Source organism: Limnoglobus roseus (genome assembly GCF_008254045.1).
Lineage (GTDB): Bacteria > Planctomycetota > Planctomycetia > Gemmatales > Gemmataceae > Limnoglobus > Limnoglobus roseus.
Genome location: NZ_CP042425.1, coordinates 2,125,442 through 2,140,473, shown reverse-complemented (window position 1 = coordinate 2,140,473; position 15,032 = coordinate 2,125,442). Strand labels below are relative to the sequence as shown.

Genomic DNA, 15,032 nt, shown 5'->3' with positions numbered 1-15,032 from the left:
GGCCGTGCCTGGGCTTTGCGGGCTTCGATCTCCTCTCCTGGGTGCCGCCGTGTTCATCTTCGAAAAAGCCCCCTTCCCCTCCTGCCACGCCTCCACGCTCGTCGAGCACGAGCCCGGCAAGTTGATGGCTGCGTGGTTCGGCGGCACGGCGGAGAAAGCCCCCGACGTGCAAATCTGGGCCAGCACCTTCGACGGCAAGGCGTGGAGCGAGCCGCAAGTGCTCGGCACGCAGCCGAAGCAGCCGTGCTGGAACCCGGTCCTGTTCAAGCTCGCCAACGGCACCCTCGCCCTCTGGTACAAGATCGGGCCGGATCCGGTCTCCTGGGTCGGCTACCTGCGACGGTCCTCCGACGCCGGCAAGACCTGGTCAAAGCCGGAGGTGATGCCGGCCGGGTTCTACGGCCCGGTGCGGGCGAAGCCGATCCAGTTGAAGGACGGCACGCTGCTCGCCGGCACGTCGGTGGAAGCCGGGGCGAACGCGACCCGCACCTGGACGCCGTTCGTGGACCGCTCGACCGACGACGGCAAGACGTGGTGGCGGTCGTCGCCGTTCAACGTGCCGGGCAAGCACGCCCAAATTCAGCCGACGCTCTTCGAGGCGAGCGACGGCCGGATCGTCGCGCTGATGCGCTCGGCCAACCCGCTGAAGGTCTGCCGGTCCGAGTCGAAGGACGGCGGCAAGACGTTCACGCCGGCCGCGGAAACGGATCTGTTCAACCCGAGCGCCGGCATCGACGTGGTGAAGACGACGGCGGGCGACCTGTTCCTGATCTACAACCCGGTGCCTGTCGGCCGCGTGCCGCTGAGCCTGGCACGATCGACCGACGACGGCCAGACGTGGGTGAAGGTCCACGACCTGGAAACGGAACTCGGCGAGTACTCGTACCCGGCGATCATCCAATCGGCCGACGGCCAGTTGCAGATGACCTACACCTGGCGGCGGACGCACATCAAGCACGTCGCGATCGACCCGGCAACGCTGCGGAAGTGACACCCTCGGAGAGTGCGATGACGAACCGCGTGCGCGGCCCGTTCGACGTGAAGCTGGCCCCGCTGCCGACCTACGACACCACGGAAGGCAGCCTCCTCGGCCGACGGTCGATCGACAAGCAGTTCCACGGCGACCTGGAAGCCACCAGCGTCGGCGAGATGCTCGCCGCGGGCACGGCGGTCAAAGGCTCGGCCGGTTACGTGGCCATCGAGCGCGTCACCGGCACGCTCGGCGGCAAGTCCGGCACGTTCGTCCTCCAGCACAGCGGCACGATGAACCGGGGCGAACCGGGACTCGTAATCACGGTCGTCCCGGACTCCGGCACCGGCGAACTCACCGACTTGGCCGGCACCATGTCGATTGAAATCACCGGCGGCAAGCACTTCTACGACTTCGAGTACACCCTGCCGGGGGCGTGACGGTTCGCCCGCACATTTTTCTCCACTTCCCACCGACGCGCCGCGGCCGTTCGCCCAGATAGAACAGCGGCAACACAGTGCGGGGGAAGCTCCATGCCCACGGCGGGATTGCGGAACGTCGTCGATCGCCTCCGGCACGCGGCCACGCGGCGGGCAGCGGCCGGCCTGTCTTGCGGCGACCTGCTCGAACAATTCGTCACCCGCCGCGACGAGGGCGCCTTCGCCGAGTTGGTCCGGCGGCACGGGCCGCGGGTGTTCGCCGTCTGCCGTCGCGTGCTCGGCCACCATCAGTTGGCGGAAGACGCCTATCAGGCGGTATTCGTCGTACTGGCCCGGAAGGCCCACGTCATTCAGCCGCGGTCGGCGGTGGGCGGGTTTCTGTACGGGGTGGCCCGCAAGGCCGCGTTGGAGGCCTTCGCCGTGAGCCGCCGCCGCAAGGAAACCCTCGCTGCCCGCGTGCCGGAAACGCAGGCCGTCGCTTGCACCACCGTCGATTCCGACGTGCTGGCGATGCTCGACGAAGAGATCGCGAACCTGTCGGACGCCTACCGGGCGGCCGTCGTGCTGTGCGAACTCGACGGCGTCGGCCGGGCGGACGCGGCCCGGGAACTCGGCATCGCCGAGGGCACACTGTCCAGCCGCCTCGCCGCCGCCCGCAAGCAACTCGCCGCCCGTCTGACGAAACGCGGCGTGACCTTCTCGGCCAGCCTCTTCGCCGCCGTCGCGGAGTCGGCCCATGCCGCCCCGCCGCCGGTGGAACTCGCGGCCATCCTTCCCCCGACCGTCTCGGCCATCGTTACGGGAGTGATGCGAACCATGATTTTCGCCAAACTGAAAACCGCCGCCACCCTCGGCGTTTTACTGACCGTGTTCGCCGCCTGGTCGTTCGTGCCGTCGACTGCGCCGAACGCTGCGGCCGCCCCACTGCCGAAGGAACCGGCCGATGAAGGCTTGCTCTGGACGTTCGACAAGAAGGCCGCCGTGCTGATCGCCTACACGCCGGACGGGAAGGTCGAGAAGAAGCTGACGTTGAAAGACGGCAAGCACTTCCTCGGCTTCACGCCGGATGGCACGAAGGTATTGTTCGCGGGCAAGCACGGCGAGTCCGCCGCGGACGATGCGACCGACTTGACCCTGCACCAACGGAGCGTGTGGGAGGACACGGCCGGTACGGACCTCGGCGTGCCGTACCAGCCCGGTGATCAATTCATCCTGTCGCCGGATGACAAGAAGGTGGTCCGAACACGGATCGCCGAGCTAGAGATCATCGACGACCAGAGGTATCACATCTTCGAGAATCGGCTGTTCGACGTGGAGGCGAAGACCGACGAGAAGATCGACGTGCCGAAGGATTACCAAATCATGCAGTGGGCGGCCGACGGCAAGTCGTGGCGGGCGATCCAGAACAACATCGGCCGCGACCCGAAGTTGCCGAACTACCGGTGGGTCACGGTCCCCGTCGCCGGCGGCAAGCCGACGCCGATCAACGACGGTTACTCGCTGATGTGGCTCACGCCGTCGCGGGACGACAAGGCGTTCCTCGCCGCCGGGTGGGAGCACCCGTTCCGCAAGACCGGGTTCAAGTGGTTCAACGTGTCGCCGACGGGCAAGTTCCAGGAAGTGGCCGAGTACGAGAAGACGGCGTTCCTGGTAATGAGGTGGTCGCCGGACGGCAAGCGCGTCGCCGCCGCCCGGTACGAGTACGACCCCGACACCGGCAAACTGCACGACGCGACGCTGTTCACCGCCAAGCCGGGCGGGACGGACGTGCAGAAGGTCGCCCGCTTCGAAGACGACAACCAGAACACGACCTTCCTCGGCTGGTTCCCAACTAAACCGGCCGCCAAGAAGTAACCCGCGCGAGGTTACGCCCGAACGGGCACAAGGTTCGCCAAGAACTGGGCCGTGCAGTTCGCCCAAGTGTACGTCCGGCCTTCGGCCACGCACACGGCCGGGTCGCCGGTGGTGGTCGCTTGCTCGATCGCCCGGCCCAAGTCCTCGTTCAGTGCCCCGAGTTCCGGCCGGGTGATGATGTCGATGGGGCCGGTCACGGGGTACGCGGCCACCGGCAGGCCGCACGCCAGGGCTTCGATCATCACGAGGCCGAAAGTGTCGGTCTTGCTCGGGAAGACGAACAAGTCGGCGGCGGCGTAACAGTCCGCGAGTGCCTGCCCCTTGCGGTAGCCCAAGAACACGGCGTCCGGGTAGCGCTTCTCCAATTCCGCCTTCGCGGGGCCGTCGCCGACGATCACCTTCGTGCCGGGCGTGTTCAACTTTAAGAAGTCTTCCAGCCCTTTCTCCGCGGACACCCGGCCGACGGATAACAGCACCGGCCGCGGGTACGGCCCGGCTTCCCTCGCCTTCGGCTGAAACAAACTCAGGTCAACGCCCCGGGACCACCGGCGGATCGGCGGCGTGAAGTCGCGGGATTGTAGGTCGGCTTCCAAACTCGGCGTCGCGACCATGACGGCGGCCGCCCCGTTGTGGAACCACCGCAGCACGCGGTACGCCCACCGTTCCGGCACGCCGACGAGCGCCCGGAGGTATTCCGGGAACTTGGTGTGGTACGATGTGGTAAACCGCCAGCCGCGGTGCCGACAATATCGGCGAACCATTTGGCCGATCGGCCCCTCCGTGGCAATGTGAACGTGTTGCGGGCGAAATCGGCGGACCACGGCGTCGATGCGGTGCGGCCACGGCCAACTGACGCGGATTTCCGGATAGAACGGCACCGGCAGTTGGGCGAAGCCATCCGGCGACACGACGCAGACATCGTGGCCGAGATTTCGCAGGGTGCGGGTGGTCGTGTCCAGCGTGCGGACGACGCCATTCACCTGCGGGTGCCAGGCGTCGGTCGCGATGAGAATGCGGAGTGCGGAATGCGGAGTGCGGAGTTCAGAACCCAGAGCCGAAGTCATGAATAGCCGTCGCCCGCAAAGAGTGGGTTGTTCTTGGTTTTATACTCCGCGTTCCGCGTTCCGCATTGGGAGATGTGTTATGCCAGTCGACCCCGATAAACGCAAGATGCGCGAAATGAAGCGGGCCGTGAAGAAACGCGGTAACAAGCACCGCCGACACGCCCTCAAGCGTCAGTTGGCCGAGAACCCGGACGAGGCGGCCGCCGTCGAAGAGACGTTCGGCCGGCACAGTTCCGTGAACTTCAACGGCCTCGATCAGGACGGCACGCGGCGGAAAGAGGAATAATGGCGAGCGGGGGCGTCAGCCCCCTGATTCTTGCGACGTTCCTTCAGAATCAGGGGGCTGACGCCCCCCGCTCGCCGAAACCGCCAAAACCGCCAAAACCTCGCACACCCAACCCGTTGCCCCGTGGTGCAGGCGAATCGTGCCGACGAGTTTCTGCCCGTGGACTGTGACTTCCGTTGGTTCCCGCCACTCGAATTCGCCCCAATCCCACCGCATCACACTCCCGCGGTCGCCGGAAAGCGGCCCCTCATAATCCAGGTACAGCCGTCGATGATCGAAGTTCGGTTCGGCCGCAACCGATGATCCTGGCACGGGTTCGGCTAGCAGCCGCCACGCCTTCAGCACGTCGCCGTCTTCAAGGAGCAAGTCCCAGTGGCGGGTCGGCCAGTCGTGTTCGAGGATCGCGAATCGCGGCACGGCATTCGTTCTCGAGTTGGACTTCGCAGGTTCTCCAGTCGTATGCTACTATCGGGGCCGATTACCGCACGAGTGCAACATGGCGAAGGGCGAAAAGAAGAAAGAGCCGGACAAGGACGGGATCGTCCACGTCTGTCGGAACCGCCGAGCGGCGCACGAGTACGAGATCGTCGAGTCGCTCGAGTGCGGCATCGCGCTCCTCGGCACGGAGGTCAAAAGCCTCCGCGACGGCCACGCCACGCTCGACGAGGCGTACGCGCGCATTCAGAAGGATGAACTCTGGCTGATCGGCTGCGAGATTCCCGAGTACTGGGCCGGCAACCAGTTGAACCACAAGCCGAAGCGGGAGCGGAAGTTGCTGCTCCACCGCCGCGAGTTGACGAAGTTCGCCGGCAAGGCGTCTGATCGCGGCTTCACGCTGGTGCCGCTGCGGTTGTACTTCAAGGAAGGTATGGCGAAGGTCGAGATTGCCGTCGCCCGCGGGAAGCAGACGCACGACAAGCGGCACTCGCTGAAGGAAGCGGAAGCGAAGCGTGACATCGCCCGGGCGATGTCACGGAAGCGGGGCTAACCCCCGCGAACACCAACGGCCACGGAGGGCCGCCGTGAGATTGGTAGCGGTCGTTGAGTCGGTCGATCATGTGTGCAGCCGCTACCGGCTGGCCGCGTTCCAGCCGTTCCTGGCGGTTGCCGGGCACTCGCTCGAACTTCGCCCGCTCCCCCGCAGCCCGCTCGCTCGCACCTTCTTCTTCCGCGAACTCCGCACCGCGGACGCCGTCATCCTTCAGCGTAAACTGCTGCCCCGCTGGCAACTCGCACTGCTCCGCCGATACGCCGCCAAACTCGTCTTCGACTTCGACGACGCGATCTGGCTCCGGGACTCGTACTCGCCAAAGGGGACGGCCTGCCGCCGCCGCTCCCGTCGGTTCGCCCGCACGGTTGCGGCCGCCGATGCCGTCATCGCCGGCAACGACTTCCTCGCCGCGGAGGCATCGCGGCACACGCCGTCGGCCCGAGTCGATGTCATTCCCACCAGTGTCGACCCCGATAAGTACCCGCCGGCCGCCCACACGCGATCCGGCCCGGTGCAACTCGTCTGGATCGGGTCGTCCAGCACCCTGCAAGGTCTTCAGCGCATCCGACCGCTGCTGGAAGCCGTCGGCAAGGCACTGCCTGGCACGCGGTTGAAGCTCGTCTGCGATCGCTTTCTCACCTTCGACCATCTGCCCGTCGATCCCGTGCCGTGGCGGGAGGCGACCGAAGCCCGCGACATCGCGACGGCCGACGTGGGCATCGCCTGGGTTCCCGACGACGACTGGAGCCGCGGCAAGTGCGGGCTGAAGGTATTGCAATACCAGGCCGCCGGGCTGCCGGTGATTGCGAATGATGTCGGGGTTCACCCGCACCTCGTCGGGGCGAACCGAACGGGGTTTCTCGCGAATACGCCGGAAGAATGGATTGCAGCGGTCGCGCGGCTCTCCGACCCGGCCGTTCGTGCCAATTTGGGTGGGGCGGCCCGACGTCAGTTGGACGAACATTATTCCGTGGCGGCGTCGGCCCGGAAGTGGCTTGCCGCCCTCCGGCGGCTGGTCGAACCGGCAAGACAGGTGGCCTGATGGATGTGAGCGTCTGATGCTCCGTGGCGTGCTGCAAATCGTTGGCCTCGTCCCCCGCGCCCCCGTCGGCGGCGGGCGGCCCCGCGCCGTCCACACCGGCGGCTATCACTGGCACGTCCTCCCGGCCGGCGACGAACTCTTCGGCCCCGACGGTCCGCCCCTTGAAGCCTGGATTCGCGACGGGGCGGTCGAGGTGCTCAAACTGAACTCCCAGCGGACCGTCTACCGCGTCGCCCTGCCCGACGGCACGATGATCGTCAAGCAGTGCCGTGTCAACGGCCCGCGGGCGTGGTGGCGGGAAATCTTCCGCGGCTCGAAGTCGCGGCTGGAGTTCGACCACGCGCTCGCCCTCCGCCGGCACGGCATTGCCGCCGTCGAACCGCTCGCGTGGGGCAGCCGCCACCGCTATTCGCCGGGCGAGAGCTTCTTCTTGACGCGGTGGGAGGCGAACGCCGTCCCGTTCGAGAAGTACCTCGAAGGGCTGTCCCCGATCGACCGCCGGGCGTCTAGCCACGAACTCGGCCGGGTGATGGCCCACATGCACGACGCCGGCGTCGCCCACCCCGACCCGCACCCCGGCAACCTGCTCGTGACGTTCGAAGGCGGCCGGCCGCGGTTCACGCTCATCGACCTGCACGCCATCCGCTTCGGCCGCCCGCTGACGTGGCGGCAGAGCCTCGACAACCTCGTGCTGCTCAACCGCTGGTTCCAACTGCGGGCCACGCGGACCGACCGCCGGGCGTTCTGGCGGGCTTACGTCCAACACCGCACGACGCTGCCAACCGCCTGCCCGGTGGCGCTGGCGAAGCTGGCAAAGGAAGTCGAACGCCGCACGGAGCAGTCGAACGCCCGGTTCTGGAACAGCCGCCTCGACCGCTATCAAAAGAGCAACCGCCAGTACCAGCGCCTCCGCCGCGGGTCCGTGGCCGGCCACGCCGTGCGCGACCTGCCGGCCGCCTTCGTGCAAGAACTCCTCGCCGACCCGGACGCCCCGTTCCGCGACCCGGCGAACAAGGTGCTGAAGGACTCGCGCAGCTCGACCGTCGTCACCTTGTCGGTCCCGACCGCGACCGGCACGACCGTCGCCATCTTCAAGCGATTCCGCGTGAAGTCGCCGGTGATCCTGGCAAAGAACAAGCTCCGCCGTTCGACGGCGATGCGGTCTTGGTCGTTCGGCCACAACCTGCTCGACCGCGGCCTGCCGACGGCCCGGCCCCTGCTGGTGCTGCACCGCCATCGCCTCGGCTGCCCGTCCGAGGGCTACTTGTTGGCCGAGCGGGTGCCGGACGCGATGGACCTTGTGGAAGCGACGGCCGTCGCGACGGCGAAGCCCGCCGCGGAGCGCCGCCGCATCGTGCGTTCGTGGTCCAACTCTCTCGGCCGACTGATCCGCCTGATGCACGAGAAACAGGTCGCCCACCGTGATCTGAAAGCCCCGAACATTTTGATGAGCGGCGTTCACCCGGACCTCGCGGCCGCCGTGCCGGTGTTGATCGACCTCGTCGGCGTCGTGCCGGGGCGGGCAGTCGATCGCACGGACCGCGTCAAGAACCTCGCCCGGCTGAACGCCAGCTTCATCCGCCACCCGGCCGTCACGCGGACCGACTGCCTGCGCTTCCTGCGGGCTTACCTCGCCTGGGGTTTGCACGGCTCGGAAGGCTGGAAGGACTGGTGGCGGGGCGTCAGCCGGGAGACCCTGGCGAAGGTGGCGAAGAACCAACGGAGCGGCCGGCCTTTAGCGTGATCGGTTCTCCGGTATCGAACTGAAGTTCTCTGCTCGTCACAACCGATACAACCTGGCTGACACCGCACCCGGAGACGGCCGGCATGACGCCACAGCCTGAACAGCCCGTCGCCCGCCGGCGGCACGCCGTCGCCCTTCTGGCGGCCGTCGCCTGGTTCGGCCTGGCCATCGCCGGCTGCGAGTCGTTCCGCCAGAACGGCCCGATGCCCGCCGGCACGCCGGAACCGGCCGCCGACAAAGTCACTACCGCCCCGGCCAAGCGGCCCGCGCAACACTGGCTCCGTGTCGGGCAGTACGTCTTCTACTCCGATTCCCCACTCGACCAGCACGACCCGCTCTTCCGCGAACTCGGCGAACTGCCGGACCAGATTCAAACGGAACTCCGCCTGCCGCCGGGCGAATCGATGATCCAGGTCTTCCTGTTCGACACGCAGGACAAGTACGACGCCTTCCTGAAGTCCCGGTACCCGAAGTTCCCGAACCGCCGGGCGTACTTCGTCGCCGAACCGCGGGGCGGCAGTGGCGACGACCTGCTCGTTTTCACCTGGATGAGCGAGAACCTGCGGATGGACCTCCGCCACGAACTGACGCACGCCACCCTGCACAGCGTGCTCAAGGGCGTGCCGCTGTGGCTCGACGAGGGCCTGGCGGGCTTCTTCGAACTGCCGGCGAATCACAACGGCATCAACACGTCGCACCTGGAAGTGCTCCGCCGCGGCCCGTTCCAGCCGGACCTGGCCCGCCTGGAGAAACTCGGGCAGGTGAACCAGATGGAGAAGCCGGAGTACCGCGAGGCGTGGGCGTGGGTCCACCTCATGCTCCGCGGCGAGCCGGCCGCTCGTGGCGTGCTGCTCGAATACGTGCAACAACTGCGATCCACGTCGACCCCCGGCCCTCTGCTGCCGAAACTCCGCGACGCGCTCAACGACCCGAACCAGGCGCTGGCCGACCACCTCACGAAGAGCGACTTCCCGACCGCGACGGCCCGCGGGCAGTAACGTCCGTTGCCCTCCAAGTCCCCCTCTTCACCACGTCCGGCACATCCGACACAATCGGCTCAAGTTCACTCGAACGCGGGGCCGAAAGTTCTCTCGTGCCAGTATCCCACCTCCTTCCCGGACATCTGCCCATGCCCCCGTTGCGTTCCCCCGTTAGACTCGGGGTTGTCTTGGCTTGCTTGATTCTTGCCTCGAACGTGGCCGTGGCACAGTACGGGCCGATCATCACCGCGTCCGGGCCGGTCAACCGCTCGATGGGCGGCGTGGCGGTGGCAACGCCGCTCAGCCCGAGTTCGGCCACGTACTGGAACCCGGCCACGCTCTCCGGGTTCGATCGCTCGCAGGTAGACTTCGGCGCGGAAATGCTGCTCATCGACAGTTCGCTCGCGTCCCGGTTCGCGGCCAACGCCTTCGGGGCCGGCGTGCCGCCAATCCCGCTGGCCGGGCAGACGAAGAGTAACTCCACCGTCTACCCGCTGCCGAACGCCGGGCTGGTGTACCGGCCGGAAGACCAGCCGCGGCTGGCCCTGGGCATGAGCCTGAATGCCGTCGCCGGGTTCGGCGTGGACTACCCCGGCAGCCAGACGAACCCGATCCTGTCGCCGCGGGCACCCGTCGGCGTCGGGGCCGGGCCGATCTTCTCCGACTATCAGGTGCTGCAAATCAACCCGGCCGCGTCGTACCAATTGACCGACCGCCTGTCCGTCGGCGGCGGGCCGACAATCGACCTCGGCCGGTTGCAGTTCAACCCCGGCCAGTCGCTGCGGCCGGACGACGCTAACGGCGACGGCTTCGCCAACTACCCGTCGGCCCTGCAGACCCGCAACTCGTGGGGGGCCGGGTTCATCCTCGGCCTCTACTACCGCGGCGACACCTGGGCGACCGGCTTCTCGTACAAGAGCACGCAGTGGTCCGAGCCGTTCCGGTACAACACGACGGATGAGATCGGCCGCCCGCGGAACGCCTTGGTCCACCTGGAACTGCCGATGCTCTGCTCGTGGGGTCTGTCGTACACCGGGTTCGATCGGTGGGTGCTGTCCACGGACCTGCGGTACCTGAACTACGCCAACGCCCGCGGGTACGGCGGCCAGGGGTTCACGGGGTTCGGCTCGGCGGCGGGCCTCGGCTTCGAGAACGTGTTCGCCGTCGCCGTCGGGGCGCAGTACCGCGCCACCGACCGCCTCACCTTGCGGTCCGGCTACAGCTACGGCAGCAACCCGATCCCGGACGGTCAGACTTCGTTCAACCTCGCGTCGAGCACGATCATCGAGCACACTGTCACCGTCGGGGCGTCGTGGGCGGTCACGGACAGCCTGAGCATGAACGTCGCCTACCTGCACGGGTTCAAGAACTCGATCACAGGGCCGCTCGTCCTGCCCGCCGGTGCGGTTCCGGGAACGTCGCTGACCAGTTCCGTCGGGTTCGACTCGATCGCGTTCGGTGCGAGCGTCGCGTTCGGCCCGACCCGCCGCCCCTCTTGCCTCGTCCGGTCGAACGCGACGACGGAAATTCCGGCCGTCGTAGAGTAACGGTGGCCGAGCCGCGTGGACCGCGACGGAGGGACAAAGATGCAATTCGCCCGGTGGGTCTTTTGGCTCGGCGGCCTCTACGGGCTGCTGATCCTCGTGCCGCAGTTCTTCCTGGAAGATCAGGTCGGCCGCGACTTCCCGCCGCCGGTCACGCACCCGGAGTTCTACTACGGCTTCGTCGGCATTGCCGTCGCCTGGCAGGTCGCGTTCCTGCTCATCGCGCGGGACCCGGTGCGGTACCGGCCACTCATGATCCCCGGCATGTTGGAGAAGGCCGCGTTCGGTGTGGCCGCGTTCGTGCTGTTCGCGCAACAACGGGTTCCCGCGACGCTGCTGATCTTCGCATCGCTCGACTTGATTTGGCTCGCGCTCTTCGCCGTGGCCTACCGCAAGACGCCGGTGCGGTGAGGGCTATCGTTCCGTCGGAAGCGGGGCCGGCGGATCGGGTATGCCCGCCTCCCGCCCGCTCAGGAGCCGGGCGAGGGTGACCGGAAGGGTCACGGTGTCGCCGACGGCCGAGAGGGGCAAGTCAAGGGTGGCCATCGGGACATAGATCAGGTTCAGATAGGACCACCGACCCCGGGCGAGCGAACAGAGGACGGAGTAGTCGAACTGAACGCCGCCGTAGACCAGTCGTGGTGGCGGACAGTTGATTCGTGACGCTGCCTTCTCTTCGAACGACGCTTCCGGTCCCACGTTCACGGATGCTTCGAGCGGGAGCGCGACGTTCGCGACGGTTCCACAGCCGCCACTTAAAAGGGCGGCCGCGAGAATGATCATCCGTTTGGTCCGGCGCGCCATGGGTTCGTCCTCGTGGGGAGACGAAAATAACTCCGACCTCGATCTCGTCAAGGCCAGAACAATGGCACCAACCAACAACCCCCGGCGGGAGGAAACGCCGGTCGTGTTTTCCTCGACCGGGGCCGGCCGTCGCGTAGCATGACAAGGGTGTTCTCGTTGGATTTCCGCTTGTCTTAGGGGTTGGAATGCAGAGGGATGTCGTCCGGACGCAGGAAGTGGCCCGCATCGAATTGCCGCCCCCGTCGTCATCGTCGGCCATCGGCCGATTCGCCCACCGCGTCCACGACGCCTTCCTCTACATCCGCCCGTCGATCCCCGAGGAGGATCGACGGGTGTACATCATGCGGCTGATCCTGCTGTCGATCGCCGGGTCGATTCACGTCGCGCTCATTATTTGGTACGCCAGTTTCGGCCGGTGGTGGGCGGTCGGCACCAACTGCGGGTCGGTTTCGTGGTACGTCATGACCATCCTCGTCCTCCGGTCCGGCCGGCAGCACACGGCGATGGCCCTCGGCTTTCTAGAGGCCGTCGTCCACGGGTTCGCGTTCACGCTCCTGCTCGGCCTGCAAGCCGGGTACGTGTTCTACAACTTCGCGTTCGTCACCGTCGCCTTCCTGGCGTACCGCGGCCACGAGATGCGGCCCCGGGTCGTACTCGCCACGGTCAGCATCATCATGACGGCCGTCGAAATCCTCATGATGCGAAACCAGACGCCCATGGTGGTCCTCGACCCGCTGGAACTGGAAGTGCTCTGCTACCTGAATGTCATCGGCTCGCTGGCCGGGGCGACCGGGTCCACGATTTACTTCGACGTGGTCGTGCACCGCACTGAGGCGCGGCTCGCCCGGGCGTTGGCCCGGTCCGAAGCGCTGCTGCTGAACATCCTGCCGGCCCCGATCGCCGAGCGGCTCAAGCACGAGCCGGGCACCATCGCGGACAACTTCCCGTCGGTCACCGTTCTCTTCGCCGACATCGTCGGGTTCACGCCGTTGGCCGCCGCCATGTCCGGCCCGGACGTCGTGAACGTGCTCAACGACATCTTCTCGCTGTTCGACCACAGTGCCGACCAGCACGGGGTGGAGAAGATCAAGACGATCGGCGACGCCTACATGGTGGTGGGCGGGTTGCCACCGATGGGGGCGGACCACGCCGGGGCGGTCTGCGACCTCGCGCTGGACATGCAGGCGGGGTTGGAGGCGTACTCGGTGGCGACCGGCCTGGCGATCAACGTCCGCATCGGCATCCACACCGGGCCGGTGGTGGCCGGCGTCATCGGGCGGAAGAAGTTCGCCTACGACATCTGGGGCGACACGGTGAACACCGCCAGCCGGATGGAATCGCACGGGATCGCCGGCCGCATTCAGGTGAGCGACACCACGCACCGGTTGCTGGCCGACCGCTACCATTTCGAGGAACGCGGCGTCATCACGTTGAAGGGCCGGGGCGAAGTGCGGGCGTGGTTCCTCTGCGGCCGCCCCACCGCCGCCGAAACACCGGCGGCGTGACCGACGGTGGAAGGAGCACCACGATGGAAGATTTGAACAACGTCGGGATGCTGTTCTTCCTCCTACTGCTCGCCGGTGCTTACTTCTTGATCCGGTCACTCCAACATCTCACGCGATCAAAGACTCGATAAACGAAAACGCGGATCGCGGGTTTCATCCCGCGCTCCGCGTTCCGAATTCCGCACTCGTCCTACGCCCCGGCGGGGTCCTGGCCGTTGACCCACGGGCCGCCGAGCTTCGCGTCTTCCGGCGGGGTGATGCTGCTGCCGGCGTCGCCGCCGTGCCAGCCCATCACTTGGTTCGCCTTGCCACGGGCCTTGCTCCGCTTCTCCCACTCCGCGGCCCACGCCCCGTTGCTCTCGGTCGTGGCCCGCTTCTCCTTGTCCCAGTAGACGACCTTGTCGTTGCGGTAGCTCTGCACGCCCATGTTGACCGTGCTGAACGACGCCGCCCCGAGTTCCGGCGTGCTCAGGGTGCCCTGGTTGCCGCTGGCCACGCACTTCAGGAAGTTGTCCCAGAGGGCGTACGTCAGGGCCGCGTTCGCCGAGACGCCGTCCTTCGTCATCTCGTACCCGCCCGGGGCCACGAACCCGCTCTCGACGAGTTCGCCCTTCGCGTTCTGGGCGTCACCGGGGCCGCGGGCCTTGCCGCTGGCGTCCTGCGGGATGATCTCGAACCCCTTCATGATGTCGCCGATCAGCGGGATGAACTTGATCGTGCCCGTCTTCCCGCGGATGACTTCGTCGATCGGGTAGTCGTTGCACATGGTGGCCGTGACGAACATCTGGCAGCCTTCGTCGTAGTCGGCGCACACCATCGACACGTCCGGCACGTCGCGGCCGTCGTACTCCAGGTACAGGCCGCCGCCGCCGACCACGCGGCGGGGGTAGCGGACGCCCATCGCTTCGATCAGGTGCGTGACCTGGTGGACGAAGAGGTCGGTGAACATGCCGCCGCCGAACGGCCAGTAGCACCGCCACTGGGCGAACACGGCCCGGTCGAACGGGAACTCCTTCTCGGTCGGCCCGAGCGGCTCGCCGGCGACCTCGACGCCCTCGCCGAGGAACGTCTTCCAGTCCACCGTCTGCGGGGTCATCGTCTTCGTCAGGTTGTAGTACCGCCACTGGCCAACGAGCGAGTTCCGGTAGTACCGCGTCTGGGCCTGCATGACGTGCCCGATCTTGCCGGACGCGATCACTTCCTTCGCCTTCAGCCACGTCGGGTCGGCCATGCTCTGCACGCCGACGGACATGACCTTGCCGGTCTTCTTCCAGGTGTCCACCACGGCCTGCGCCTGGGCGATGGTCCGGGTCATCGGCTTTTCGCAGTAGACGTGCTTGCCGGCCTGCATCGCGTCGATGGTCTGCTTCGCGTGCCAGTGGTCCGGTGTGCCGATGAAGACGACGTCCACGTCCTTCAGGTCGAGCAGTTTGCGGTAGTCTTTGACGATGTGGTCGGCCGCGGTGACGCCCATCCGCTTCGCGGACGGTTGCAAGCCCTGGCCCTTGCCCTTGCCCTTCGACTGGTCGCCGTCCCACACGTCGCACGCGGCGACGAGGTCGATGTCCTTGGTCAGTTCCTTGCGACGAAGGGACACGTCGATGTGCTGCTGGCAACGGCCGCCGACGCCAATGAAGCCGATGCGGGCGGCGCCGTTGGCCCCGACGATCTTGCCGTAGCTCTGGGCGGTCATCGAGATCGCGGTGCCGGCGACGGCGGCGGTCTTCAGGAAGCCGCGACGGTGAGGTTTCTTCATGGGAATGCTCCGGGAGGAAGGGTTAAGGGTGCGAAAGAGAAAGCCCGGAGAC

15 protein-coding genes are annotated in these 15,032 nt (G+C 66.9%); 11 read left to right on the top strand and 4 right to left on the bottom strand.

Annotation, left to right across the window (positions count from 1 at the left end):
- Positions 1-49 precede the first annotated feature (49 nt).
- The 3 genes from PX52LOC_RS08930 to PX52LOC_RS08920 all read left to right on the top strand — a co-directional run bounded on the left by PX52LOC_RS08930 (position 50) and on the right by PX52LOC_RS08920 (position 3,264).
- Positions 50-991, top strand: coding sequence for a sialidase family protein (locus PX52LOC_RS08930; RefSeq protein WP_149109768.1), 942 nt, complete (start codon positions 50-52; stop codon positions 989-991).
- Positions 992-1,008: 17 nt separating this feature from the next.
- Positions 1,009-1,410, top strand: a complete 402-nt coding sequence (locus PX52LOC_RS08925; protein ID WP_149109767.1) for a DUF3224 domain-containing protein — start codon at positions 1,009-1,011, stop codon at positions 1,408-1,410.
- 93 nt (positions 1,411-1,503) lie between these two features.
- Positions 1,504-3,264 carry an RNA polymerase sigma factor gene (locus tag PX52LOC_RS08920; RefSeq protein ID WP_149109766.1) on the top strand — a complete coding sequence of 587 codons (1,761 nt, stop codon included), beginning with the start codon at positions 1,504-1,506 and terminating at the stop codon, positions 3,262-3,264.
- An 11-nt stretch (positions 3,265-3,275) separates the two neighbouring features.
- Here PX52LOC_RS08920 and PX52LOC_RS08915 read toward each other — a convergent pair whose 3' ends face one another.
- Positions 3,276-4,328, bottom strand: a complete 1,053-nt coding sequence (locus tag PX52LOC_RS08915) for a glycosyltransferase family 4 protein (RefSeq protein WP_149109765.1) — start codon at positions 4,326-4,328, stop codon at positions 3,276-3,278.
- Positions 4,329-4,407: 79 nt separating this feature from the next.
- Here PX52LOC_RS08915 and PX52LOC_RS08910 point away from each other — a divergent pair, with 79 nt between their 5' ends.
- The gene (locus tag PX52LOC_RS08910) at positions 4,408-4,614 is read left to right on the top strand and encodes a hypothetical protein (protein WP_149109764.1); all 207 of its coding nucleotides are present in this window, start codon (positions 4,408-4,410) and stop codon (positions 4,612-4,614) included.
- 15 nt (positions 4,615-4,629) lie between these two features.
- Here the strand turns inward: PX52LOC_RS08910 and PX52LOC_RS08905 are convergent, their stop codons facing one another.
- On the bottom strand, positions 4,630-5,031 hold the full coding sequence (locus PX52LOC_RS08905) for a DNA polymerase ligase N-terminal domain-containing protein (RefSeq protein ID WP_149109763.1): 402 nt from the start codon (positions 5,029-5,031) through the stop codon (positions 4,630-4,632).
- A gap of 79 nt (positions 5,032-5,110) precedes the next feature.
- Here PX52LOC_RS08905 and smpB point away from each other — a divergent pair, with 79 nt between their 5' ends.
- The 6 genes from smpB to PX52LOC_RS08875 all read left to right on the top strand — a co-directional run bounded on the left by smpB (position 5,111) and on the right by PX52LOC_RS08875 (position 11,326).
- Positions 5,111-5,602, top strand: coding sequence for an SsrA-binding protein SmpB (gene smpB, locus PX52LOC_RS08900; protein ID WP_149109762.1), 492 nt, complete (start codon positions 5,111-5,113; stop codon positions 5,600-5,602).
- A 34-nt stretch (positions 5,603-5,636) separates the two neighbouring features.
- Positions 5,637-6,647: a glycosyltransferase family 4 protein gene (locus PX52LOC_RS08895; protein ID WP_168218876.1), complete on the top strand. Its 1,011-nt coding sequence runs from the start codon at positions 5,637-5,639 to the stop codon at positions 6,645-6,647.
- 16 nt (positions 6,648-6,663) lie between these two features.
- Positions 6,664-8,391 carry a lipopolysaccharide kinase InaA family protein gene (locus PX52LOC_RS08890; protein WP_149109760.1) on the top strand — a complete coding sequence of 576 codons (1,728 nt, stop codon included), beginning with the start codon at positions 6,664-6,666 and terminating at the stop codon, positions 8,389-8,391.
- An 83-nt stretch (positions 8,392-8,474) separates the two neighbouring features.
- Positions 8,475-9,389 carry a hypothetical protein gene (locus PX52LOC_RS08885; RefSeq protein WP_149109759.1) on the top strand — a complete coding sequence of 305 codons (915 nt, stop codon included), beginning with the start codon at positions 8,475-8,477 and terminating at the stop codon, positions 9,387-9,389.
- Between the two features lie 170 nt (positions 9,390-9,559).
- On the top strand, positions 9,560-10,918 hold the full coding sequence (locus PX52LOC_RS08880) for an OmpP1/FadL family transporter (RefSeq protein WP_168218875.1): 1,359 nt from the start codon (positions 9,560-9,562) through the stop codon (positions 10,916-10,918).
- 39 nt (positions 10,919-10,957) lie between these two features.
- Positions 10,958-11,326, top strand: a complete 369-nt coding sequence (locus PX52LOC_RS08875; RefSeq protein WP_149109757.1) for a hypothetical protein — start codon at positions 10,958-10,960, stop codon at positions 11,324-11,326.
- Between the two features lie 3 nt (positions 11,327-11,329).
- Here PX52LOC_RS08875 and PX52LOC_RS40335 read toward each other — a convergent pair whose 3' ends face one another.
- Positions 11,330-11,719 carry a YceK/YidQ family lipoprotein gene (locus PX52LOC_RS40335; RefSeq protein ID WP_168218874.1) on the bottom strand — a complete coding sequence of 130 codons (390 nt, stop codon included), beginning with the start codon at positions 11,717-11,719 and terminating at the stop codon, positions 11,330-11,332.
- A 215-nt stretch (positions 11,720-11,934) separates the two neighbouring features.
- Here PX52LOC_RS40335 and PX52LOC_RS08865 point away from each other — a divergent pair, with 215 nt between their 5' ends.
- The gene (locus PX52LOC_RS08865; protein ID WP_218575306.1) at positions 11,935-13,224 is read left to right on the top strand and encodes an adenylate/guanylate cyclase domain-containing protein; all 1,290 of its coding nucleotides are present in this window, start codon (positions 11,935-11,937) and stop codon (positions 13,222-13,224) included.
- A 190-nt stretch (positions 13,225-13,414) separates the two neighbouring features.
- Here PX52LOC_RS08865 and PX52LOC_RS08860 read toward each other — a convergent pair whose 3' ends face one another.
- On the bottom strand, positions 13,415-14,980 hold the full coding sequence (locus PX52LOC_RS08860; RefSeq protein WP_149109754.1) for a Gfo/Idh/MocA family protein: 1,566 nt from the start codon (positions 14,978-14,980) through the stop codon (positions 13,415-13,417).
- Positions 14,981-15,032: the final 52 nt, after the last annotated feature.